The sequence below is a fragment of the Flavobacterium amnicola genome, from assembly GCF_004122165.1.
Taxonomy (GTDB): Bacteria; Bacteroidota; Bacteroidia; order Flavobacteriales; family Flavobacteriaceae; genus Flavobacterium; species Flavobacterium amnicola.
This window is the reverse complement of the sequence record NZ_SBKO01000002.1, coordinates 403,580-427,265: the sequence shown is the minus strand read 5'-3', so window position 1 is coordinate 427,265 and position 23,686 is coordinate 403,580. Positions and strand designations below refer to the sequence as shown.

At 32.5% G+C, this 23,686-nt stretch carries 28 protein-coding genes; 21 read left to right on the top strand and 7 right to left on the bottom strand.

Going from position 1 to position 23,686, the window contains the following annotated elements:
• Positions 1-68 precede the first annotated feature (68 nt).
• Both EQG63_RS07445 and EQG63_RS07440 read left to right on the top strand, forming a co-directional pair.
• Positions 69-473, top strand: a complete 405-nt coding sequence (locus EQG63_RS07445) for a sugar 3,4-ketoisomerase (protein WP_129435729.1) — start codon at positions 69-71, stop codon at positions 471-473.
• Positions 470-1,549 (top strand): glycosyltransferase, encoded by a 1,080-nt coding sequence (locus tag EQG63_RS07440; RefSeq protein ID WP_129435728.1) that lies wholly within the window; start codon positions 470-472, stop codon positions 1,547-1,549. The genes EQG63_RS07445 and EQG63_RS07440 overlap by 4 nt, the downstream gene beginning before the upstream one ends.
• Here EQG63_RS07440 and EQG63_RS07435 read toward each other — a convergent pair.
• Together EQG63_RS07435 and rlmH are read right to left on the bottom strand one after the other, a co-directional pair.
• Positions 1,527-2,426, bottom strand: a complete 900-nt coding sequence (locus EQG63_RS07435) for a glycosyltransferase family 2 protein (RefSeq protein ID WP_129435727.1) — start codon at positions 2,424-2,426, stop codon at positions 1,527-1,529. The two genes, EQG63_RS07440 and EQG63_RS07435, sit on opposite strands and share 23 nt — an antisense overlap.
• Complete coding sequence (gene rlmH / locus EQG63_RS07430; protein WP_129435726.1) at positions 2,427-2,900, bottom strand: 23S rRNA (pseudouridine(1915)-N(3))-methyltransferase RlmH; 474 nt, start codon at positions 2,898-2,900, stop codon at positions 2,427-2,429. It lies immediately after the preceding gene.
• Between the two features lie 114 nt (positions 2,901-3,014).
• Here rlmH and nadC point away from each other — a divergent pair, with 114 nt between their 5' ends.
• Genes nadC through priA form a run of 4 tightly spaced genes read left to right on the top strand, consistent with a single transcriptional unit; the run spans position 3,015 to position 7,674 of the window.
• On the top strand, positions 3,015-3,875 hold the full coding sequence (nadC, locus tag EQG63_RS07425) for a carboxylating nicotinate-nucleotide diphosphorylase (protein ID WP_129435725.1): 861 nt from the start codon (positions 3,015-3,017) through the stop codon (positions 3,873-3,875).
• On the top strand, positions 3,875-4,807 hold the full coding sequence (locus tag EQG63_RS07420) for a YihY/virulence factor BrkB family protein (RefSeq protein WP_129435724.1): 933 nt from the start codon (positions 3,875-3,877) through the stop codon (positions 4,805-4,807). Before nadC ends, EQG63_RS07420 begins: the two co-directional genes overlap by 1 nt.
• A complete protein-coding gene (locus EQG63_RS07415) occupies positions 4,804-5,226 on the top strand; it encodes a DUF2147 domain-containing protein (protein WP_129435723.1) in 423 nt (140 codons plus the stop codon). The genes EQG63_RS07420 and EQG63_RS07415 overlap by 4 nt, the downstream gene beginning before the upstream one ends.
• On the top strand, positions 5,227-7,674 hold the full coding sequence (gene priA / locus EQG63_RS07410; protein WP_129435722.1) for a replication restart helicase PriA: 2,448 nt from the start codon (positions 5,227-5,229) through the stop codon (positions 7,672-7,674).
• Here the strand turns inward: priA and EQG63_RS07405 are convergent.
• The gene (locus tag EQG63_RS07405; RefSeq protein ID WP_129435721.1) at positions 7,671-8,366 is read right to left on the bottom strand and encodes a LytR/AlgR family response regulator transcription factor; all 696 of its coding nucleotides are present in this window, start codon (positions 8,364-8,366) and stop codon (positions 7,671-7,673) included. The genes priA and EQG63_RS07405 overlap by 4 nt on opposite strands.
• 169 nt (positions 8,367-8,535) lie before the next feature.
• On the opposite strand from EQG63_RS07405, the gene rpsF reads away from it, so the two are divergent.
• From rpsF to EQG63_RS07360, 9 genes are all read left to right on the top strand, one after another.
• On the top strand, positions 8,536-8,877 hold the full coding sequence (gene rpsF / locus EQG63_RS07400; RefSeq protein WP_129435720.1) for a 30S ribosomal protein S6: 342 nt from the start codon (positions 8,536-8,538) through the stop codon (positions 8,875-8,877).
• A 5-nt stretch (positions 8,878-8,882) separates the two neighbouring features.
• Positions 8,883-9,179 (top strand): 30S ribosomal protein S18, encoded by a 297-nt coding sequence (gene rpsR, locus EQG63_RS07395; protein WP_129435719.1) that lies wholly within the window; start codon positions 8,883-8,885, stop codon positions 9,177-9,179.
• A gap of 68 nt (positions 9,180-9,247) precedes the next feature.
• Positions 9,248-9,691 (top strand): 50S ribosomal protein L9, encoded by a 444-nt coding sequence (gene rplI, locus EQG63_RS07390; protein WP_129435718.1) that lies wholly within the window; start codon positions 9,248-9,250, stop codon positions 9,689-9,691.
• A gap of 169 nt (positions 9,692-9,860) precedes the next feature.
• Complete coding sequence (locus EQG63_RS07385; RefSeq protein WP_129435717.1) at positions 9,861-10,337, top strand: DUF6495 family protein; 477 nt, start codon at positions 9,861-9,863, stop codon at positions 10,335-10,337.
• Positions 10,338-10,397: 60 nt separating this feature from the next.
• Positions 10,398-12,404, top strand: coding sequence for an NAD-dependent DNA ligase LigA (gene ligA / locus EQG63_RS07380; RefSeq protein WP_129435716.1), 2,007 nt, complete (start codon positions 10,398-10,400; stop codon positions 12,402-12,404).
• Positions 12,404-13,102, top strand: coding sequence for a hypothetical protein (locus EQG63_RS07375; RefSeq protein ID WP_129435715.1), 699 nt, complete (start codon positions 12,404-12,406; stop codon positions 13,100-13,102). Before ligA ends, EQG63_RS07375 begins: the two co-directional genes overlap by 1 nt.
• A 1-nt stretch (position 13,103) precedes the next feature.
• The gene (locus EQG63_RS07370) at positions 13,104-13,799 is read left to right on the top strand and encodes a hypothetical protein (protein ID WP_129435714.1); all 696 of its coding nucleotides are present in this window, start codon (positions 13,104-13,106) and stop codon (positions 13,797-13,799) included.
• A gap of 3 nt (positions 13,800-13,802) precedes the next feature.
• Entirely contained in the window at positions 13,803-14,504 is a 702-nt protein-coding gene (locus tag EQG63_RS07365) for a hypothetical protein (RefSeq protein ID WP_129435713.1), read from the top strand.
• Positions 14,485-15,174, top strand: a complete 690-nt coding sequence (locus EQG63_RS07360; protein ID WP_129435712.1) for a lysoplasmalogenase family protein — start codon at positions 14,485-14,487, stop codon at positions 15,172-15,174. The genes EQG63_RS07365 and EQG63_RS07360 overlap by 20 nt, the downstream gene beginning before the upstream one ends.
• On the opposite strand, the gene EQG63_RS07355 is transcribed toward EQG63_RS07360, so the two are convergent.
• The 4 genes from EQG63_RS07355 to EQG63_RS07340 form a co-directional block, all read right to left on the bottom strand.
• Positions 15,164-16,087 (bottom strand): bifunctional metallophosphatase/5'-nucleotidase, encoded by a 924-nt coding sequence (locus tag EQG63_RS07355; protein ID WP_129435711.1) that lies wholly within the window; start codon positions 16,085-16,087, stop codon positions 15,164-15,166. The two genes, EQG63_RS07360 and EQG63_RS07355, sit on opposite strands and share 11 nt — an antisense overlap.
• Positions 16,088-16,091: 4 nt before the next feature.
• A complete protein-coding gene (locus EQG63_RS07350) occupies positions 16,092-16,874 on the bottom strand; it encodes a 5'-nucleotidase C-terminal domain-containing protein (RefSeq protein ID WP_129435710.1) in 783 nt (260 codons plus the stop codon).
• A gap of 317 nt (positions 16,875-17,191) precedes the next feature.
• Entirely contained in the window at positions 17,192-18,112 is a 921-nt protein-coding gene (locus EQG63_RS07345; RefSeq protein ID WP_129435709.1) for a bifunctional metallophosphatase/5'-nucleotidase, read from the bottom strand.
• A 5-nt stretch (positions 18,113-18,117) separates the two neighbouring features.
• Complete coding sequence (locus tag EQG63_RS07340; RefSeq protein ID WP_235827818.1) at positions 18,118-18,876, bottom strand: 5'-nucleotidase C-terminal domain-containing protein; 759 nt, start codon at positions 18,874-18,876, stop codon at positions 18,118-18,120.
• A 90-nt stretch (positions 18,877-18,966) separates the two neighbouring features.
• On the opposite strand from EQG63_RS07340, the gene EQG63_RS07335 reads away from it, so the two are divergent.
• The 6 genes from EQG63_RS07335 to porD all read left to right on the top strand — a co-directional run bounded on the left by EQG63_RS07335 (position 18,967) and on the right by porD (position 23,685).
• Positions 18,967-19,485, top strand: a complete 519-nt coding sequence (locus tag EQG63_RS07335) for a DUF6913 domain-containing protein (protein WP_129435708.1) — start codon at positions 18,967-18,969, stop codon at positions 19,483-19,485.
• A gap of 5 nt (positions 19,486-19,490) precedes the next feature.
• Positions 19,491-20,372: a 4-hydroxy-tetrahydrodipicolinate synthase gene (gene dapA / locus EQG63_RS07330; RefSeq protein WP_129435707.1), complete on the top strand. Its 882-nt coding sequence runs from the start codon at positions 19,491-19,493 to the stop codon at positions 20,370-20,372.
• A gap of 102 nt (positions 20,373-20,474) precedes the next feature.
• Positions 20,475-21,269: an outer membrane protein assembly factor BamD gene (locus EQG63_RS07325; protein WP_129435706.1), complete on the top strand. Its 795-nt coding sequence runs from the start codon at positions 20,475-20,477 to the stop codon at positions 21,267-21,269.
• A gap of 5 nt (positions 21,270-21,274) precedes the next feature.
• Positions 21,275-21,589 carry a DNA-directed RNA polymerase subunit omega gene (locus tag EQG63_RS07320; protein ID WP_129435705.1) on the top strand — a complete coding sequence of 105 codons (315 nt, stop codon included), beginning with the start codon at positions 21,275-21,277 and terminating at the stop codon, positions 21,587-21,589.
• 10 nt (positions 21,590-21,599) lie between these two features.
• Entirely contained in the window at positions 21,600-22,805 is a 1,206-nt protein-coding gene (coaBC, locus tag EQG63_RS07315) for a bifunctional phosphopantothenoylcysteine decarboxylase/phosphopantothenate--cysteine ligase CoaBC (protein ID WP_129435704.1), read from the top strand.
• Positions 22,798-23,685 (top strand): type IX secretion system protein PorD, encoded by an 888-nt coding sequence (gene porD / locus EQG63_RS07310; protein WP_129435703.1) that lies wholly within the window; start codon positions 22,798-22,800, stop codon positions 23,683-23,685. Before coaBC ends, porD begins: the two co-directional genes overlap by 8 nt.
• The last annotated feature ends 1 nt before the right edge of the window (position 23,686 follow it).

Sequence of the window (23,686 nt, the reverse complement as noted above, 5' to 3'; positions counted from 1 at the left end):
TAAAAAAAAGCAATTATATTTGGGTCTAAAATAAGTATTATCCTGAGTTCACACAATTTTTATTCAATTTGGAAGCAAATAATTTAGTACAACTTATAAATATTCCTGTAGTAGAAGATGCCAGAGGGAATTTGGCTTTTATTCAAGAGGATGTCATTCCGTTTGAATTTAAACGCGTGTATTATTTATTTGATGTCCCTACAAATGCGTATCGTGGTGGGCATGCACATAAAGACCAACAAGAATTTTTAATTCCGTTAAGTGGTAGTTTTGAAGTGATTTTAGACAATGGCTTGGAAAAGAAAATCTATTTCATGAACAAACCCAACGTTGGGTTGTTGATTCCAACAGGGTATTGGCGGGAACTGCAAAACTTTTCTTCTGGAGCGGTATGCTTGGTTTTAGCATCGGATGTTTTTTCAGAAGACGATTATATTCGAGATTATAACGAATTTTTGGCCTCCAAAAAATGAAAATACTCTATATAACACCTACAATTTATGACGAAGGTGGTGTTGCCAAAGTAGTATCGGTAAAATCCAATGTTTTAATTGAAAACTACAACTGCGAAATTGGTTTTGTAACGTTTAATAATGCTTCCACCGATACTTTTCATCCTTTTCATTCGGATATTCAAAAGTTTGATATCAAAGCAACAGGATTTAAGCCTTTTAAAATTCTGAACTATTATCAAAAAGTAAAGAAGATTGTACAATCATTTCAACCGGATGTCATTGTAATTTGCGATTTTGGGTGGAAAGGGTTTTTCTTTTCAAAATTTGTGAAGACGACTATTCCAATCGTATTCGAAATTCATGGTTCGCTGTTCAATGAATCCAAAAAAATCAATAATAAAACGCTTGTAAATTATCGTGCCTCGGTTCGAAAAAAATTACTTTCGGCTTATAATAATGTGGTTTTTTTATCTGCTGAAAGTCAAAAAGAATGGGGAATAGCGGGAGAAATTATTCCGAACTCGATTCAAAATACCAATCTTGTAGCCAAACTTCAAAATCATAAAGCGATTGCCATTGCTCGACATTCGTATGAAAAAGGGATCGACAGATTAATCGATATTTGGGCAAAAGTATCTCAAAAATCAGATTGGTTGCTTGAAATTTATGGTGATGGGTATTTGTTTGAAAAGCATCAAAATCAAATTAAAGAATTGGGATTGAATGAAACAATTAAGTTATTAAAACCCTTAAAAAACATACAAGAAAAGTATTTAGAGGCTTCTATGTTTGTCATGACTTCTAGATCAGAAGGTTTTCCAATGGCATTATTAGAAGCGATGGAAGTCGGTTTGCCTGCTGTATCCTATGATTGTCCAATCGGACCAAAAGCAATCATCAAAAATGAAAGTTCTGGATTTTTAATTGAAGACGGAAATGTAGAGCAATTTGTTTCAACGGTTTTAGCACTTCAAAAGGATACTTTATCTAGAGAAAAAATTGGTCAACAAGCCAAGCTAGAGATGCAAAAGTTACACCCAGATGTAATTGCAAAAAAGTGGTTTAACTACTTTACTGCTTTGATTTCAAAATGATAAAATAACCCAACTTATACAAATCGAAATACAAAAGTTTCGGGTTTGGTGACAGCAAGTTCTGAATGATTTTTTTCTTCCATTTTTTAAATATTGAAAAGAAAACACCTTCTAATTTCCACCATTTTAATCGTTGATAGGCTTTTTGTAGTTTGGTAGTTGTGGCGTCGATAATCTTGTTTTCTTCCAAGAATAGTAAGGTTTGTAAGGATTTCTCGGTTTTTTCTAAAAAAGCTTCCGAAGTTTCATAATTCAAATGAAAAACAGGATTTTCAATATGATGTATTTCAATTTTATGCTGTTCTAACTGTTGGGCAAAAACCAAATCTTCATAACCGTATTCGGTAATATTTTCATTAAAAAGTACGGTTTTAAAAACGCTTTTCTGACATAAAATATTAGAAGTTAATAAAGTTACATAAGGATTTTTATTCCTTTTTCCGGCTGAAATCGCTTCTCTTTCTTTGCCATATTTCCAACGTAAAACTTCATTTTCGCTCGGAGGAGTATCGCGGTAGGCAATTCCGCCAAAAACAATTTTAGATGAAGAATTTTGTATGATTTCATCATAATTGCGGATAAAATTTTCGGAAGTGGGTTTGGTGTCACAATCCAACAATAAAATCCAATCAAATTTTGCCGATTTAAGTAAGGAGTTGATGTTTTTGGCTCTTCCAAGATTGATCTCATTTTGAATAAATTGACAATTGGAAAGCTTGTTTATGGTTTGGTTTTCTTCAATTGTGTCGAAATCGGTAGAACCATCATCTTGTACAATGATTTCATAGGAAATCTCTGCCGCTTCACATTGCTTATGAATGGCTCTTACCAAAGGCAAAGCCGAATAATTATAAGTGGGAATTACAACCGAAAGCATTTATTGATGGTGATAAGGTTCGTTGCGCAAGATAGTAAATCCGCGATAGAGTTGTTCTATAAAAAACAAGCGTACCATTTGATGCGAAAAAGTCATGGCCGAAAGCGAAATTTTTCCTTGTGCTTTTTTATACACTTCTTCGCTAAATCCATAGGGTCCGCCAATCACAAAAACCAAGGTTTTGATTCCGGAATTCATTTTTTTCTGTAATTCCTCACTAAAACCCACACTTGAGAAGTTTTTACCGTTTTCATCTAAAAGAATTAGTTGGTCGGTTGCTGAAATTTTAGCCAAAATTAATTCACCTTCTTTTTCTTTTTGCTGGGCTTCGCTTAGGTTTTTGACATTTTTAATATCGGGAATGACTTCCAACTCAAACTTAATGTAAAAGGACAAACGCTTGGTATAATCATCTATTAATGTTTGTAGATTTTTATTGTCGGTTTTTCCAATAGCAATTAATTTGATATTCATGAATTCAAGTCGTAAAGGTTGAAGTTACAAAGTTGCAAAGTTTTTTTAAATAACCGAATGAACAAATTACCAAATCCACATTTTTCCCTATTTTAGCCTTATAATTTAATACACATGATTTCAGAAGCACAATTTCAAGAGGAATTACTTTCGATTATACAAAATGGAATTCGAGAAGACATTGGTCCTGGCGACTATAGTTCTTTAGCTTGTATACCTTCAACAGAAATGGGGAAAGCGAAGCTTTTAGTAAAAGATGAAGGAATTATAGCGGGTGTCGAATTTGCCAAAATGATTTTTAAACATGTGGATCCCAACATGCAAGTGGAAACATTTATCGAAGATGGTACGCCAGTGAAGTATGGTGACGTTGTTTTTCACGTTTCGGGAAGTTCACAATCTATTTTGAAAGCAGAGCGATTGGTGTTAAACTCGATGCAACGTATGAGTGCCATTGCGACCAAAACCAATTCGTATGTTAGGTTATTAGAAGGCACACAGACTAAAGTATTAGATACTCGAAAAACGACTCCTGGTTTTAGAGCTTGTGAAAAATGGGCCGTAAAAATTGGAGGAGGGGAAAATCATCGTTTTGCCTTATACGATATGATTATGCTAAAAGACAATCATAACGACTTTGCAGGTGGTATTACGCAAGCGATTTCAAAAACGAAAGCGTATTTAAAAGCACATAATTTGGATTTAAAAATCATTGTTGAAGCTAGAAATTTAGCTGAAATCGCTGAAATTTTAGAATCGGAAGGCGTATACAGAATTTTAATCGATAATTTTAATTTTGAAGATACCAAAACGGCGGTTCAAATGATTGGAAACAAATGCTTGACAGAATCTTCTGGAAATATTAATGAAAAAACCATTCGCGACTATGCGATGTGTGGTGTCAATTATATTTCGTCAGGAGCCTTAACACATTCGGTTTACAATATGGATTTGTCGTTAAAAGCAATTGATTAATGTCAGAAACAAAAGAAATACTACTGAAAATACCTGTCCTCAAGCAACTTGTTGTTATTTTAGATAATATCAAATTGCCTTGGTTGGAAGGTTTGTCGTTTTATGAATTGATCGATTTTTACATTTCTGGAATTCTTCAGGGCGGAATTAGTTATCGAGCAGCAGCGATTGCTTTTAGCTTTTTCATGGCCTTATTTCCTTTTGCATTATTTATTTTAAACCTTATTCCGTATATCCCAATTCCGGGTTTTCAAGAAGATTTTTTACTGTTTATACAAGATAATGTGCCGCCAACTACCTTTGCTGCTGTCGAAAATATTATCAATGATATTCTGCATAATAGTCAATCGGGGTTATTGTCTTGGGGGGTTGTGTTGTCGGTGTTTTTAATGACAAATGGTGTCAACGCTGCCATGAGTGGTTTTGAAACTTCTCTACATGTGACCGTAAAAAGGCCTTATTTCCGACAGTATTTTGTGGCATTGTTGTTATCCATGTTGTTGACGTTTATTTTGATTATAACCGTTTCGGCAATTGTGGTTTTAGAGATCGTGATTCAGAAGACAATTATTCAAGACGTATTATCCAGTCGTGTTTCTGAAAAGATTTCATTAATAGAATTAGGTAGATATGTTTTTGTGATTTTAATGATTTTATTGTCGACTTCTATTCTTTTTAAATACGGAATCAAACAATCTAAAAAGAAAAAATTACTAACTATTGGAACCGTTTTCACCACTATTTTAATTGTTTTGTCTTCGTATTTCTTTGGTATTTGGGTAGTGAAATTTTCAAAATATAATGAGTTGTACGGATCTATCGGGACACTTCTGGTAGTAATGTTCTATCTCTGGATCAACTGTATGGTGTTATTATTAGGCTTCGAATTAGATGCTACAATTAGAAAAATTAAAAAAGTAAGTCAAGTATGAGAAAATTAGTCTTTATTTTATTCCTTTTTGGATGTTTCCAAATGCATGCTCAAACCGTTTTAGGAAAATGGAAAACTATTGATGACAAAACCAAAGAAATCAAATCGGTAGTAGAAATTTTTGAAAGTAATGGGAAAATTTACGGCAAAGTCGTAGAGATTTTTGATGCAACCAAACGCGATAGAAAATGCGAAAAATGCGAAGGAAACGATAAAAATAAGCCTGTTTTAGGAATGCAAATCATTAGAGGTTTAAAGAAAGATGGTGAAGCATATGATGGTGGTAAAATCATTGATCCTGAAACTGGAGGTATTTACAAATGTTCTATTAAATTAAGTGGTAAAGACAAATTAGAAGTTCGTGGTTATATGGGATTTTCTTTAATTGGTCGTTCTCAAACCTGGGTTAGACATAAATAAATGCATTATTTCATAGAAGTTATTATCCCCATTGCGCTTCCGCAGACTTTTACCTACAAAGTTTCCGAAGCCGAATTCGAATTTATCCAATTGGGTGTTCGAGTGGCAGTGCCTTTTGGGAAAAGTAAATTCTATACTGCTTTAGTAGCCGAAAAACATCATAACCCGCCCACTTTATACGAAGCAAAAGAAATTCATCAAATCATAGATGAAAAGCCAATTGTTACGCCAATTCAAATTGAGCATTGGAAATGGATTGCTAGCTATTACATGTGTTCCATTGGGGAAGTGTATCGTACAGCCTTGCCTTCTGCTTTGTTGTTGGAAAGCGAAACGATAATTTCCGCTAAAAAGGAAGTTGTTGTGACAGATGATTTGTCGGATGACGAATATCTATTGGTGGAAGCTTTGCAGCAGCAAACGGCATTAAAAATTAGCGAAATCACTTCGATTTTAAATAAAAAGAAAGTATTTCCAATCATTCAGCAACTTTTAGTCAAAAATATTATTTTGCTTCAAGAAGAAATGGTGGAAGAATACAAACCTAAATTGGTTCGGTACATTCGATTGTTTCCAGAGTTTAATTCGGCAGATCGATTAGAGGAATTGCTGACGATTCTGAAAAGTGCTCAAAAGCAAAAAGATTTAGTGTTAAGTTATTTTCAACTGAATGCGTCGCAACGAAGACCTATTTCAGTAAAAGAACTAACAGAATATTCTGGAGCTTCTCCAGCTATTGTAAAGGCGTTAGTGGATAAAGAAATTTTTGAAGAATATTACTTGCAACACGATCGCGTTTCGTTTGATGAAGTGAAGGAGAGTCAGCTACAATTAAGTGAAGCCCAATCGGAAGCCTTGCAATCCATTCAAACCATTTTTGCCGAAAAGGAAGTGTGCTTGCTTCATGGAGTTACCGCTTCTGGAAAAACAGAAGTGTATATCAAACTGATTGAAGATTTTTTAGCGCAAGAAAAGCAAGTATTGTACTTGCTACCTGAAATTGCTTTAACGACACAATTGGTTGGTCGATTAACAAAACATTTCGGAAATAAAGTAGCGGTTTTTCATTCTAAATATTCGAATAACGAACGCGTTGAAGTTTGGAATCAAGTGATTAATTCCTCCGAAAAAGCTCAAATCGTAATAGGAGCAAGGTCGGCTCTATTTTTACCTTTTCAAAACCTTGGATTAATTGTTGTTGACGAGGAACACGAACAAACCTTCAAACAAGTGGATCCGGCGCCACGATATCATGCACGGGATGCGGCGATAGTTTTGGCTAATTTTCACAAAGCTAAGGTGGTTTTAGGTTCAGCAACTCCGAGTATCGAAACGTATTTCAATGCACAAAGCGGTAAGTATGGTTTAGTAGAATTATACGAACGATTCGGAAATGCCGTTTTGCCAGAAATCAAATTGGTCGATTTAAAAGACAGTTATTTCCGAAAAAAAATGACAGGACATTTCAGTCAGACACTTATTGATGAAATGACCGAAGCCTTATCCAACAAAGAGCAAATTATTTTGTTTCAAAACCGTCGTGGTTATTCGCCAGTAATAGAATGCATGACTTGTGGTCATATTCCGCAATGTCCTCAATGTGATGTAAGTTTGACGTATCACAAATTTAAAAATCAGTTGCGATGTCATTACTGCGGATATAGTATTGCCAAGCCTACAAATTGTCATGCTTGTTCAAGTATCGATTTAACGTCTAAAGGTTTTGGTACTGAGCAAATTGAATTGGAATTAACCGAATTGTTCCCAACTAAGAACATCAAACGAATGGATCAGGATACCACTCGTGGGAAATATGCTTTTGAGAAATTGATTGATAGTTTTAAAAACAGAGAAATTGATATTTTGGTAGGTACCCAAATGTTGGCCAAAGGATTGGATTTTGATAATGTGTCGCTTGTTGGAATTTTAAATGCCGATTCCATGTTGTATTTTCCTGATTTCAGAGCTTTCGAACGCAGTTATCAAATGATGACACAAGTTTCAGGTAGGGCAGGACGCTCGGATAAAAAAGGAAAAGTTATTATTCAAACCTACAACACAATGCACAATACAATCCAGCAAGTTACTACTAATGATTATGTAGGAATGTACCAAGAACAATTGTATGAAAGAAAAATATACAAGTATCCGCCTTATTTTAAACTAATAAAACTGACGTTAAAGCATAAAGATTACGACAAACTGAAAGAAGGTTCTATTTGGTTGTATCAAGTATTAAAGCAGCAGTTTGATATTCCCGTCTTAGGGCCAGAAGAACCACCAGTGAGTAAAATTCGAAACGAATACATTCGTACCATTTTAATTAAGATTCCTCAAGAAAAGTCATTGGGAAGCACAAAAAAAACTATCCAGAAAATACTAAATAGTTTTGATGCGGTTTCGCAATATAGAGCGATAAAGATTACAATAAATGTAGATGTAAATTAAACGTCTAAGGCTTTTACTAAATCTTCTTTCTTATTTCTACTTAAAGGTATTTTTGTTACTCCTATTTCTGCAAATTTACTGTTAAATTTCTCAATCTTATCGACGTTGATAATGAATGACTTATGAACACGAATGAATTTTTCTTTAGATAAATCTTTTTCAAATGATTTCATGGTAGAAAGCACCAAGTGACTGTCATCTTCGGTAACAATTTTTACATAATCACCATAGGCTTCAATCCATTTAATTTTAGAAGTATAAATTTTCAACTTCTTCAAATTACTCTTGATGAATATATGTTCTCCTTCTTCTTCAAAACCAGTATCCTTACGAAGCATGTACATATCCATGGCACGCTTTATCGCGGCATTAAAACGCTCTTTTGTGATTGGTTTTTGTAAGTAATCAGTAGCATCATAATCAAAGGCTTTTACTGCATACTCTGCTTTTGCAGTGATAAAAATGATTTGAGGCTTTTCTTTTAGTCCATCTAATAAATTAAATCCATTAATGATAGGCATCTCAATGTCTAAAAATAACAAATCTACTTGTTTTGAGGCTAAACAATTTTTAGTTTCAACGGCGTTTGAAAATTCGCCTACTAAGTTCAGATTCGGATGGGCATCTACCAGTTTTGTAACCAAAATTCTTTGGATAGAGCTATCATCCACAACAATACAGTTCAATTTCATAAGCATCATTTTAATAGATTGGTGTGTTAAAAATAACATAAAAAAGTTATCTTCCAAACATTTTTACACAAAAAATGCAATTTCATCGATTATTTATAAGAATAGTTTGTCGATTTAAAAAAAAGGATTACTTTTGCACCCAATTTTATAACAAATAAATTTTATTATTATGAATCATTATGAAACTGTTTTCATCTTGAATCCCGTTTTATCTGAAACTCAGGTAAAGGAAACAGTAAGCAAATTTGAAGATTATTTGACTTCAAAAGGTGCTACAATGGTATCCAAAGAGGATTGGGGCTTGAAAAAAATGGCTTACGAAATTCAAAACAAAAAAAGTGGTTTTTACCATTTATTTGAATTCACTGTTGAAGGAGATGTATTAAGAGGTTTTGAAACTGAATTTAGACGTGACGAGCGTGTAATGCGTTTCTTAACTGTAAGTTTAGACAAACATGCAATCTCTTGGGCAGAAAGAAGAAGAGCGAAATTAAAAGCAACTAAAGCGTAATCATTATGTCAACATTACAACAATCTGCTGCAGGAAAAAAAGACGGAGATATTAGATATTTAACGCCTTTAAACATTGACACGAACAAACAAAAAAAATATTGTCGTTTCAAAAAATCTGGAATCAAATACATCGATTATAAAGATGCTGATTTCTTATTAAAATTCGTAAATGAGCAAGGTAAAATCCTTCCTCGTCGTTTAACAGGAACTTCTTTAAAATACCAAAGAAAAGTATCTGTTGCGGTAAAAAGAGCACGTCACTTAGCATTAATGCCGTACGTAGCCGATTTATTAAAATAATTAATTAAAAATAATAGTTGTTGTCCCGAGACAATCGGGACTAACTTCTAAAATAAAAGGACAACAACATGGAACTTATTTTAAAACAAGACGTTCAAAATTTAGGATTTAAAGATGATGTAGTATCTGTAAAACCAGGTTACGGACGTAACTTTTTAATTCCTCAAGGATTTGCTACTTTAGCAACTCCATCTGCTAAAAAAGTTTTAGCTGAAAACTTAAAACAAAAAGCACACAAAGAAGCTAAAGTGGTAGCAGATGCGAAAGCAATTGCTGAAGCTTTAAAAGCTTTGGATATCAAAATTACTGCAAAAGCAGGTGGTGAAAAACTATTTGGTTCTGTAACTAACGCTGATATCGCTGAAGTTTTAGAGAAAAACGGTCAATCAATTGACAAAAAATTCATCACTTCAGGTATTGTGAAAAGAACTGGTAAATATTCTGCTTCTGTTCGTTTACACCGTGATGTAATCATTGATTTAGCTTACGAAATTGTTGCTGAACAAGCTTAATTCGTAAATATTATATGAAGAATCCCGATGAAAATCGGGATTTTTTTATTTCAAAATTATTTATTCAACATTCGTTGTTCAAAATTTAAAAATGTTGAATTTTGAACAACGAATGTTGAATTTTGAAATCTAAGAAGTCTAAAAATCTAACAAATCTAAGAAGTCTAAAATGAAATACAAAAGACTTACAAAAGAACAATTTGAAGCGTTACACGAGGAGTTTGCTAATTTCTTGGCGACGCAACAAATTGATAAAAAAGAATGGGACGCTTTAAAAGAAAGTAAACCTGAAGTGGCCGAGCAAGAATTAGATGTGTTTTCTGATTTGGTTTGGGAAGGAGTACTCACCAATGCTAAATTTTTAGAGCATTTTTCTAAAAGTTATATTTTCCTCTTTCATTGTCAGGAAAACTTCATTCAATCGATTGTGATGAAGACGTTAGATCCAAATGTCGATTTTATGACCAAAGAAGGATTGCAATGGCTAGGCGATAATATGTTTAGTGAAACGACTGAAATCCACATCGGGAAAAAAGAATACAATCCAGAACGCAATACTGCTATATTTGATTTAATTCAACAAGGCGCTATTTTAAGCGACGGACAATTATACATACAAGTGAACGGTATTATTGAGTCAAAATAAGAGTTACAATTCAAATTAATTGGCTATTTTAGTGTCTCAAACTAAATAGCCAATTTTTTTATGGACGTTTTGCAAAAAATACAAACCTTACGAGACGAACTTAATTTACATAACTACAATTACTACGTTTTAGATACGCCAACGATATCTGATTATGAGTTTGATATAAAACTCAAAGAACTTCAAGAGTTAGAAGCAAAGCATCCTGAATTTTTTGACGAAAACTCACCCACTTTGCGAGTAGGAGGATCCATTACTAAAAATTTCGAAACGGTACAGCACGAATACCGTATGTATTCGTTAGATAATTCGTATTCTAAGGAAGATTTATTGGATTGGGAAGCAAGAGCTCAAAAAATATTAGGGAATGTTCCATTAGAATATACTTGCGAATTGAAATACGATGGTGCTTCCATTAGTATTTTATATGAAAACGGAAGGCTAAAAAGAGCGGTTACCAGAGGTGATGGATTTCAAGGAGACGATGTGACCAATAATGTGAAGACCATTAAAGCTGTTCCTGTAAAGTTAAAGGGTGATTTTCCGGAAAAATTTGAAATTAGAGGTGAAATTATCCTTCCATTTGCTGGCTTTGAAAAAATGAATCAGGAGTTGATTGAAATTGGCGAAACACCTTATTCCAATCCGAGAAATACGGCTTCAGGAAGTTTAAAACTTCAAGACAGTGCCGAGGTTGCCAAACGACCATTAGATTGCTTATTGTATTCTTTAATCGGAAATAATTTACCTATTCAATCGCAGTTTGAAGGTTTGGAAAAAGCTCGAAACTGGGGATTTAAAGTGCCTACCCAATCCAAACTAGCCAAAAATATAGACGAAGTTTTCGAATTTATCAATTATTGGGACAAACACCGTCACGAATTACCGTATGAAACGGATGGAGTAGTAGTTAAAATTAACAATATTCACCAACAAGAAGAGTTAGGATATACCGCCAAATCACCTCGTTGGGCGATGGCCTATAAATTCAAAGCAGAACAAGTTTCTACTCAATTAAATTCGATTTCATATCAAGTGGGACGAACTGGTTCAATTACCCCAGTAGCCAATTTGGAACCAGTGCAATTGGCTGGAACGATTGTGAAAAGAGCTTCGTTGCACAATGCCGATCAAATAGAAAAATTAGACATTCGCATTGGAGATGAAGTTTTTGTCGAAAAAGGAGGGGAGATTATTCCTAAAATCATTGCGGTTGATTTATCAAAGCGACCGGAAAATTCTCAAAAAACAATCTATATTACACATTGCCCTGAATGTGCGACCGAATTAGAACGAAAAGAAGGCGAAGCCAATCATTATTGCCCTAATTTTTACGGTTGTCCACCACAAATTATTGGAAGAATTCAGCATTATATTACCCGTAAAGCGATGGATATTGAAGGATTAGGCGGAGAGACAGTGGCATTACTATATACAAACAAGTTAGTAACTAGTTATGCTGATTTGTATGAATTGAAAAAAGACCAAGTAGTGGTTTTAGAGCGAATGGCCGATAAAAGTGCGGACAATCTGATTAGTGGAATTCAAAAATCTAAAGAAATTTCTTTTGATCGTGTTTTATATGCTTTAGGTATTCGATATGTTGGGGAAACAGTAGCTAAAAAATTAGCTAAACACTATAAATCGATTGATGCCTTGGCCAATGCATCTTTGGAAGAATTAGTGACAGTAGACGAAATCGGAATTAAAATCGCACAAAGTGTTTTGGAATTCTTTGAAAATCAAGAAAATAGAAGTAATATTGAACGGTTAAAAGCACATGGAGTTCAGATGGAATTATTGCAAATTGATGCGACTTTGGTTTCTAGTATTCTAGAAGGAAAGACTATTGTGGTTTCTGGTGTTTTTGAAAAATTCTCTCGTGATGAGCTGAAAAAAGCGATTGAGGATAATGGTGGAAAAGTGGGAAGTTCTATTTCGGCCAAAACGAGTTTTGTAATTGCAGGAGACAACATGGGACCTGCCAAACTAGAAAAAGCAAATCAATTAAAAATACCAATTATAAGTGAGACTGATTTTGAGGAAATGATTAATAACAATAAATAATGATTAAAAACACCCCCATTTCTTTTTATATAATAATGAGTGTTTTAGCTGTAATAGCTATGGTAATAGACAATGAGTGGTTAACGTTGCTGACAAAACCTTCCATTATTCCAGCCTTATTAATTTATTATTTTTCATCAGATAAAAAATATGTTAGCCCGGTTTTGCTGACTATTTTGTTCGTCTATTTTGTGTCGGATACAATCGCTTTACTTCAATTTCAAAATTTTGATATTTATTTAATGTTAATTGATTTTATTCCGTACTTATTGTTGGTAAAAGTGGTTATAGAAGATGCAGTTCATTTAAAATTCAAAATGAATGAGTGTATGTTTGCATCAATTTGTTTTTTATTCTTAGTATTAGTTATGTTTTTTGTAATAGGAACTCTTTCTGTTACTTATCAAGAATATATTCCAATAATTATTGGATATGGGTTTGTTTTGGCTGTATATGTATCTACCAGTTTATACGTCTATTTGATCACCAATTCAGATTTTGCAATGTATATTCTTATTGCTTCTGTTTTTGGATTAATTGCAGATATTATTTATACCATTATTAATATGGTTTTTTATGTTAAAGCCTTGACTTACATTGAGTTTGTTTTGCAAATTATTTCGTACTTTTATATAATTGCCTACTTTCTAAAGCGTGATGTAAATTTCGAGATAACAGCAAAAGAAGAACTCTTATAAAATGAAATTACTAACACCAGCATTTATATTATATATAATTTCGGGAATAACGTTTACGATTTCGTCGTTGATGGGGTATGAAAATGTGATCTTTGTAAGCAAACCGATGATTGCCTCTTCAATTATATTTCACTATATAAATGAAGTAAAATATAAAGTCAATTATTGGCATTTACTATTCTTGTTTTCTTATTTCCTGAGTGGTGTACTTAACTTATTTGAAGATAATCAAACACTTGTATATGTACTTTCTTTCAATATGTTGTCTTATAGTATACTGCTAAGTTTTATTGTTAAGAAAATGTTTTCGATTAATTACAGAAGTATTGATAATGTCAACTTACTATATATTATTTTGACAATTATTTTTTTGATAACATTGGCATATCTGAGTTTAGGTCTTATTTTTACCAAAGAAAATCAGATGTATTTTTATTTCGTTTTATATGCCATTATTTTAACAAGTCTTGTGATTAGTAGTACTGTTTTATATACCTTAAAACATTCTAATGCTATTGTTTACTTATTATTGGCCGCTTTTTGTTATCTCATTTGTGATTTGTTTTACATTATTTATTACTACTATTATGATTTTATTTTCTTCCGATTATTGAGTATTTTAAGTAGTGTATTGTCGTATTATTTTGTCGTTAATTATTTTTTAAAATCAAATGAAACCATCGAAGTGGTTGAATAAATAATGAAAATTTCTAAAGTAGCCTTACAACTATATTCAGTTGCGTCAATACTAACAGTTATTGCCGTTTTTTTTAATTGGAAATGGGTGGAGTTTATTGTAAAACCAATAATAATTCCAGCTATTTTTTATTATTATACTCAAATAAACAAAAATAGGTTTGAGACAATAGTAGTTATTCTTCTGATTGTAAACTTCGCCTCCGATATGATTGCTGTTTTTGATTATGAAAACAAAGGAGAAATTGTGATTGCTTTAAACTTGATTGGCAATCTTATCTTAAGTTATTTTTTCATTTCCGATTTCTTCCTACTTAAAAATTTTGATAAGCATAATCTGCCTCAGCTTTCATTATTTCTAATTGGATTTTTGATAATAACTTATTTTTTTCTAACACTTATTCCTGGTTTAAATGTTGTAAAACTATTTTATTATCTGGTTTACGGAATAATATTATCATTAATGGCTACTGTTACCATTCAAAATTATATAACGTCTAATTATATAAAATGTTTTTATGCAATGCTGGTTAGTATTGCTTTCATTTTTACAGATACATTTTATGTTATTTATAATTTTTATTTGCCAATGAAAATCTTTCTATTGTTTAATTTAGCCATTCAATTTGGGTCCTACTATTATTTAGTGAAATATTTTGCGGCGGCACCACACAACGAACTTCACAATGACAGAAAAAGCATTTAAAATTACAAACAAGGAAAAGGTATTACTATTTCTGTATTTCGGAATTGGTTTTTTTGAAATCATTGCCGAATATTACAATAATACTACATTTATGTATATCTTAAAACCGCTATTAGTACCCATTTTAGCATTGTTGTATTGGATAAAGTCGAAAGAAAAAAATAGTTATTTTTTATTCTCTTTGTTTTTTGTGCTGTTGGCTAATATCTTTTTTATTTCAAAGGATTTTTATTCCATTGTGATTGCTTCGGTTTTCTTGATTACCTATCGGGGACTAATTATTTATGTAGTGATGAAAAAAGTGATAATAAATAGTTTTCTTCCCGTTTTTTTGGGAAGTATTCCTTTTGGGGCATTGTTTATTTACCTTACTTTTTTAACCATGAATGAGCTAGGTAAGGGATTGTATATTTATTTCGTTCAGGTTTTATTTCTGAGCTTTTTAGGTGGGTTGTCGCTCTCTAATTATATGATAGAAGAAAGCAAAAAGAACTTTTGGTTGTTAGTCCACGTTGTTCTTTTTGCTCTTATTCAATTTATCTTGGTACTTAAATTATATTATTTATCAATTATTATATTCCAACCTATGTCAATGGCATTTTATATCATAGCACAATTTGGAATATATAAATTTATGTTACTTTCAGAAGAAAAAAGTATTACAGAATAATTTTTCTGCCGGTTGAAGATAAATTCATTTTATTGTCAAAATAAAAATCAATTCTTCCTAAGTTTATTCCGTAGGCTCCCACTTGATTGATTACAACATCTTGACCAGCGCTGTTTTTTTCCACAATAGGCTTGTCTAAAAAAGTATGAGTATGTCCTCCAATGATTAAATCGATGTTTTTAGTTTTTTGTGCTAACATTCTATCGCAGACTTTTTCAGGATCATTCTTGTATTCGAAACCTAAGTGAGATAAGCAAATTACAATATCACATTTTTCATCTTCTTTTAGTTTTTTAGCAAAATGAGAAGTAATGTCAATTGGGTCATTATAAACAGTTTCTTTATATAGTTTTTTATCTACCAATCCTTTTAATTCCACTCCAATTCCAAAAACACCAATTTTTATTCCTCCTTTTTTAAAAATTTTATAGGGTTTAACATGTGTATCTAGAACTGTGTTTCTGAAGTCATAATTTGCGGAAACGAAATCAAATTTCGCATGAGGTAATTGGGCTAACAATCCTTCAACACCATTGTCAAAATCATGATTTCCAATAGTAGCCAAATCATATTTCATCATGCTCATAAGTTTAAACTCTAACTCACCGCCATAATAATTAAAATAGGGCGTACCCTGAAATATGTCACCAGCATCTAAAAGCAAAACATGTTCTTCTGCCTTTCTTATTTGATCAATAACAGCCGCTCTTCGTGCTACGCCACCTTGACCTGGATTCTTTGGGTGATTGGCAGGAAATGGATCGATATGACTGTGAACATCATTTGTGTGTAAAATGGTAATTTTTTTGACTTCTAACGCATTTGCCGATTCAAAACTACTTAACGGTAAGCTTCCAAGTCCTAATAATGTAGAGCTTGCAGCAGTATTTTTTAAAAAATCTCTTCTTTTCATACGATTATTTTTCTTGTACAACTTTAATTTCACTTGTCACTTTAATTGTATCCACATCTTTCATGTAGTCAATTAAAATGTTTCGCATTTTGTAATCTAAATCAAAGGTTTTTGTTCCTTTTTTGAAGAAATCCATTTTATCTCCACCGTTTGCTAGATAATCATTGGTAACGATATAATAGGTTTTATCTAAAACAATTGGTTCTTTCTTTATTTTAACATTTTTTGGCTTTTTAGCTGCAGAAATTGAAAACGTCAAACCTGCTATAGGATGTGGTTTTTTTTCGGTAATAAAATAATTGATAAATTCAATGATTTGTTCTCCTTTTAACTCTACAACAACAGCTGTATTTTCAAATGGTAAAATTTCAAAAGCTGTTCGAGCCGACACATTGCCTTGTGGCATAATGGCTCTGATTCCACCGTGATTTAAGATACAAGCATCAATACTTTTTTTCTCTCTTTTTTGAAAAATAACGTCCGATTTTTCAAGTACAATACTGGCTAAAAAATCCCCAATATTACTTTGGAATTGACCTTTACTTTTATCCAGAGTTTCTGAACAAACCGCAAGAGGTTCGTCTAAGTCTCTATTAATTTTATCCCGATATGGGGCAATTAGTGAATTGTATTCCGGTTTTGGTTCGGCTGCTTCGTTAATGTTAATTTGTTTTCCTTCAATAATAGTGTTTACTACTTCTTGCGAGAAACTACTGTAAGTGGTTAGTAATAATAGGATTAAAGTTGGGAGCTTTAAAAAGGTGTGGTAGTTTTTTGTATGTAACATTTTGAATAACTATAGTTTGTTCGTTTATTTTTCAAAAAATAAAGTGGTAAATATAGTATGTTGATTAAGTATTTAAAAGAAATATTGTTAAAAAATAGTCTCCCCGCAATTTTAAAGGGGTACGAGTATGTTTTTTGGTGTATAATATTGAAAAACAACAACTATAACACTAATAATAAGAAGGTAAAATAGTGTTAATTTTTTAAGAGTTGTTCTTGATTTGAATCAGTTATAAAAAAAGCGAAAAACGGATTGCCTATTACAACCATTTTTCGCTATATATCTTTTAAAAACTAAAGACCTCTTTTTAAAAAGATTTAAATGCTTATTTTCTTACCGGTAGCTGTTACTTTTTCTTTGCTATCAAAGAAGAAATCAATTCTTCCTAAATTTACTCCAAAAGCACCTACTTGATTGATGATTACCTCTTGTCCGTCAAGGTTTTTTTCTATTACTGGCTTGTCTAAGAAAGTATGTGTGTGGCCACCAATAATTAAATCGATGTTTTTGGTTTTTCTAGCTAAATTAATATCGGAAATTTTTCCTGGTTCGTTTTTGTATTCAAAACCTAAGTGAGATAAACAGATTACTAAATCACATTTTTCAACGTCTTTTAATTTAGTTGTGATATCTGTAGCGATTTCTACAGGGTCTAAATATTTAGTTTCTTTGTAATATCTAGGGTCAACAAGTCCATATAATTCAACTCCTATTCCGAAAATACCAACTTTAATTCCTTTCTTGTTGAATATTTTATAAGGCTTCACTAAGGTGTCTAAAACAGTGTTTTTGAAATCATAGTTCGCTGAGACAAATTCAAACGAAGCATTGGGAAGTTGTCCATATAATCCTGTTATTCCGTTGTCGAAATCATGATTTCCAATGGTAGCCAAATCATATTTCATCATACTCATCAATTTGAACTCCAATTCTCCTCCATAATAATTAAAATAAGGAGTTCCTTGAAAAATATCCCCAGCATCTAAAAGTAAGACATTGTCTTCCACTTTTCTAATTTGCTCTACAATTGCAGCTCTTCTTGCTACACCACCCATATTTGGAGTTTTAGGATGATTTAACGGAAAAGGTTCTATTTGGCTATGGGTGTCATTAGTATGAAGTATCGTAAGCTTTTTTGTGGTGTTTGTTGCCAACTGGAAGCTACTTAAAGATAAGGCACCAAGACCTAATAAACTTGTGCTTGCAGCTGTATTTTTAATAAAATCTCTTCTTTTCATAACGTTTATTCTTGGGTTACTTTAATGTCGGTTGGTACTTTGATGATGTCAACGTCAATAAAGTAATCAATTATCATGTCTCTTAATTTGTAATCTAATACATGGGTTTTGGTAGACTTTTTTAGAAATTCCATTTTATCACCCCCACTAGCTAAATAATCATTCGTTACCAGATTGTAAACTTTGTCCAAAACAATTGGCTCATTATTTACTTTTATATCTTTAGCTACTCCACTCGCAGTGATAGTAAAAGTCAAACCAGCAATAGGGTGTGGCTTTTTTTCTTTTATAAAATACGTTACAAAATCAACCAGATATTTACCTTCAATCTCGATAACAACCGCTGCGTTTTCAAAAGGCATTACTTCAAATGCATTTCTTGCTGTAATGTTACCTTGTCCAATCATTGCTCTAATTCCACCATGATTTAGAATACAAACATCCACTTTCTTCTTTGTTCTTTCTTCAAAAACTTTATTTCCTTTTTCAAAAGTAATTTTAGCCATTAAATCGCCAATATTACTTTGCCATTGCCCTTTGGATTTATCTAAAATAACAGGATTGTACGCTAAAATTTTATCAAGATCGCGATTCACTTGACTTCTATATGGTGCAATTACAGCATCGTATTCTGCTTTTGTTTCGGCAGCTTCAGTTACTTTTACTTGCTTACCTTCAATTACAGAAACTACATCTTGAGCGTTAGAAGTAGTAAAAAACGTTAATAACGTTAAAATTAAACCAAAATGTTTCATTTGTGACATACTCTTTTTATTTTTACGCATGCATTAATCGTGCCAATACAAACTAAATATTTAATTTTGTTTCCGAAGAAACGAAGCTACAAATGTAATATGTTTATAAAGTATATAAAAGAATTATCTCTTAAAAAAAGATTAAAAAACAGCATAAAGAACGTAAACGATAATAAACTAAGCACTTCAGTTAATACAGTAGGGATACTAATCGATGAAAATTATTTCTTTGAAAAACAAAAATTAGTCGAAGAATTGATTGAAAAGGGTATAAAAAGAGAAAACATTAGTTTGTTGGCTTTTCAAAATGCTCAAAAAAAGAATGAAAACTATGATGTTCCTACGTTTTTCAACAAAGATATCACGTGGAATGGAGATTTTTCTTCAAATTTCGTTATCGATTTTATCAATTCAAAATTTGATATATTAATTAGTTATTATGATGTTGAAAAAGCACCTTTATTGCTCATTACAAATAAATCGAAAGCTTCATTTAAAGTAGGCTTTTCAAGTATTGACAAGCGTTTAAATCATTTGATGATTACTATAAACGCAGAAAACTATAAAGTTTTCATTCACGAATTATTTAGATATTTAAAAATTTTAAACAAAATATAATAAAAATGCAAGCATTTATTGGAACGGGTGTAGCACTTGTAACACCTTTTAAAAAGGATTTTTCTGTAGATACTGAAGCCTTAAAAAGAATTGTAAATCATGTGATTGAGGGTAGTGTGGAGTATCTTGTGGTTTTGGGTACAACTGCAGAATCTGCTACGCTTTCCCAAGAAGAAAAAGAATTGGTAATCCATACAATTGTAGAAGCTAATGCAGGAAGGTTGCCTTTGGTTTTAGGAGTTGGTGGGAATAATACTTTAAAAGTAGTAGAAGAACTTAAAACGAGAGATTTTTCAAAATTCCAAGCCATACTTTCGGTGTCTCCTTATTATAACAAACCGACTCAAGAAGGTATTTACCAGCATTTCAAAATGGTTTCCGAAGCGTCTCCAATTCCTGTAATTGTGTATAACGTGCCAGGAAGAACTGCCAGTAATATGTTGCCGGAAACCGTTATTCGCTTAGCAAATGATTTTAAAAATATTATCGGAATAAAAGAAGCAGCGGGTGATATCGTACAAGCAATGAAGTTGATTCAGCACAAACCAAAAGATTTCTTGGTGATTTCTGGAGATGATATGATTACCTTGCCGATGGTTTTAGCGGGTGGTGCCGGAGTAATTTCGGTTATTGGAGAAGGTTATCCTAAAGAGTTTTCTGAAATGGTACGCTTGGGGTTACAAAGAAAAGTAGACGAAGCGTATGCCTTACACTATAAATTAATGGACAGTATCGATATGATTTTTGAGCAAGGAAATCCAGGCGGTATCAAGGAAATATTCAAATCATTAGGATTGTCAGAAAACACCGTTCGTTTGCCTTTGGTAAATGTAAATGAAAATCTAGCCAACCGATTGGATTCGTTTACAAAACAGCTGAATAAATAGTAGTAAAAAATAAGTTTTGTAAAAACAAATTAATAACTAACTTTGCGGTTCGTTTTGTGGAAAGGTTAAACCATTGAAAAACGGCACGTTTTAAAATAAAATATGAATAAATTTATATACGGTTTCTTTCTTGTTGCTCTTTTAGCATCGTGTAGTGATTACCAAAAAGCCATAAAATCAGAAGATGTTGCAGTGAAATTAGCGGCAGCAACTGCTAAGTACGAAGAGGGAAAATACAATAAAGCCATTCGTTTGTTTGAACAAATTGCTTCGGCTTACAGAGGAAAACCCGACGCGGAAAATATGTTTTATATGTTTGCACAGTCGTATTATAAAACAAAACAATTTTATTTAGCAGGATATCAATTTGAAAGTTTTGCATCTTTATATCCAAAGAGTAAAAATGCAGAAGAAGCAGCTTTTTTAGGCGCTAAATCCTATTCGGAATTGTCGCCTGTTTATTCTTTAGATCAAGGAGATACAGATAAAGCAATCACGAAAATGCAGAACTTTATCAATAAATATCCAAATTCACAATACTTGGCTGAAGCCAATGCTGTAACGAAAGAATTGCAATATAAATTAGAAAAGAAAGCGTTTGAAATAGCAAAACAGTACAATACAATTTCTGATTTTAAAGCAGCTATTAAAGTTTTTGATAATTTTTTAGCCGATTTTCCAGGAACAACCTATAAAGAAAAAGCATTATATTATAAATTAGATTCTAGTTATCAATTAGCTATAAATAGTATTCCAGCTAAAATGGAAGAACGTTTAATAGAGGCTAAAGCTGCTTATAATTCATTAATAAAATTTAAAGCAGATACAGAATATAAAAATACTGCCGATGAAATGTTGGCAAGAATAGAAAAGGATTTACAACAATTTCAAAAATAAGAAAGATGGATTTAAAGAAAACGACTGCTCCAGTAAACACAATTACGTACAACAAAACGGTAATTGAAGAACCAACTGGAAACGTGTATGAAGCTATCACCATTATGGCAAGAAGAGCTAACCAAATTAATTCTGAAATCAAAAAAGAATTAATCGAAAAGTTAGAAGAATTTGCTACTTATAACGATAGTTTAGAGGAAGTTTTTGAAAACAAAGAGCAAATTGAAGTTTCTAAATTTTACGAAAAATTGCCAAAGCCACACGCTTTAGCAGTTCAAGAATGGTTAGAAAACAAAATCTACTACAATAAATCAAAATAAAACAACTACAATGTCTGTTTTAAGTGGTAAAAAAATAATACTAGGAGTTTCTGGTGGTATTGCCGCTTATAAATCGGCATCATTAGTTCGACTTTTTATAAAAGCAGGTGCGCATGTACAGGTAGTCATGACACCTGCTTCTGTTGATTTTGTTACACCCTTAACTTTATCCACTTTATCTAAAAACCCGGTTCATACGAGTTTTTACAACGAAGAGGAAGGTGCTATGTGGACCAACCACGTGGAGCTTGGTCTTTGGGCTGATTTTATGGTGATTGCACCCGCAACCGCCAATACGATGTCTAAAATGGCAAATGGAAATTGCGATAATTTACTAATTGCAACATACCTTTCAGCTAAATGTCCTGTCTATTTTGCTCCTGCAATGGATTTGGACATGTACAAACATCCTTCAACGCTGGCAAGTTTCGATGCTTTAAAAAAGTTTGGAAATACCATTATACCTGCTGAAAGCGGTGAGTTGGCCAGTGGATTGTCAGGGGAGGGCCGCATGGCTGAGCCTGAAAACATAATTGCTTTTCTTGAAAAAGATATCGAAAGCAAACTACCTCTTAAAGATAAGAAGATATTAATAACTGCAGGACCGACTTATGAAGCGATTGATCCTGTTCGTTTTATTGGTAATCATTCTTCTGGAAAAATGGGGTTTGATATCGCAAATGCCGCAGCAAATCTAGGCGCTCAAGTGATTTTAATTTCTGGACCTACATACCTGCAAACTAAAAACGCTTCCATTAATTTGATTCGAGTGACTTCTGCAGAAGATATGTTTGTCGCTTGTCATCAATATTTTAATGAGGTGGATGTTGCCATTGCAGCAGCAGCTGTTGCCGATTATCGACCGAAAAATGTGGCAGCTCAGAAAATAAAAAAGAAGGAAGAAACGTTTACAATTGAGTTAGAAAAAACGAAGGATGTCTTAGCGTCGTTGGGGCAAATCAAACAGAATCAGTTTTTAATTGGTTTTGCTTTAGAAACGGAAAATGAAATTGAACATGCTAAGCAAAAAATTCAGAAAAAAAACTTAGATTTGATTGTGCTTAATTCACTCAATGATTCGGGGGCTGGTTTTGGGAAACCAACTAATAAGGTTACTTTTATTGATAAAAATTTCAATGTAGAGCCTCAAGAATTAAAATCGAAAGAAGATGTCGCTTTAGATATTGTTACTAAAATTATAAACCATTATGCGTAAATATATTGTTGTTTTATTTGTGTTGATTTCAGGGGGTATTGCTTCGCAAGAACTTAATGCTACTGTCGAGTTTAATACTAGTCAGGTAGGGGCAACCAATCAACAAGTATTTAAAACACTAAAAAAGTCGTTGACAGAATTTCTTAATAATACCAAATGGGCAGAAAAAACATTTAAAAAAAATGAGAAAATTAACTGTTCCTTTTTCTTTAACATTACTTCTTACGATAATGTAAATAAATTTGAAGGAAGTTTGCAAGTGCAAGCATCAAGACCCGTTTTTAACTCAACATATTCCACTTCTATTTTAAATATTAACGATAAAGAAGTGAAATTTGAATATACTGAATTCCAAAATCTGAACTTTAATATAAATAGTTACGATTCAAATTTATTATCAGTGATTGCTTTTTATGCCAATATGATTATCGGTATTGATGCCGATTCTTTTCAGATTGAAGGCGGAAATAAAGCTTTCGAAAACGCTTCTACTATCGTAGCGCTCGCGCAAATTACCCAAGAAAAAGCATGGACATCCAATGGTACGCAAAATCGTTATTATTTAGTAAATGACATGATTGCGCCAACTTATTTGCCTTTCAGAAGAGCAATTTATGAATACCATTTAGGGGCTTTGGATATCATGGCAAACAATCCTAAAGAAGGAAAGGAAAATATTAAAAGAGCATTAAAATCATTAACGGAAGTGGCAGCTGTTCGACCAAATGCCTATTTAACGCGTGTGTTTTTTGATGCAAAATCGGATGAGATTTTAAATATCTTTACCGATGGTCCCAAAGTTGATGTCACGCAAGTAATTGAAAGTTTAAATCGATTATCTCCTACAAACTCAAGTAAGTGGGGTCAAATTTCTTATTAAA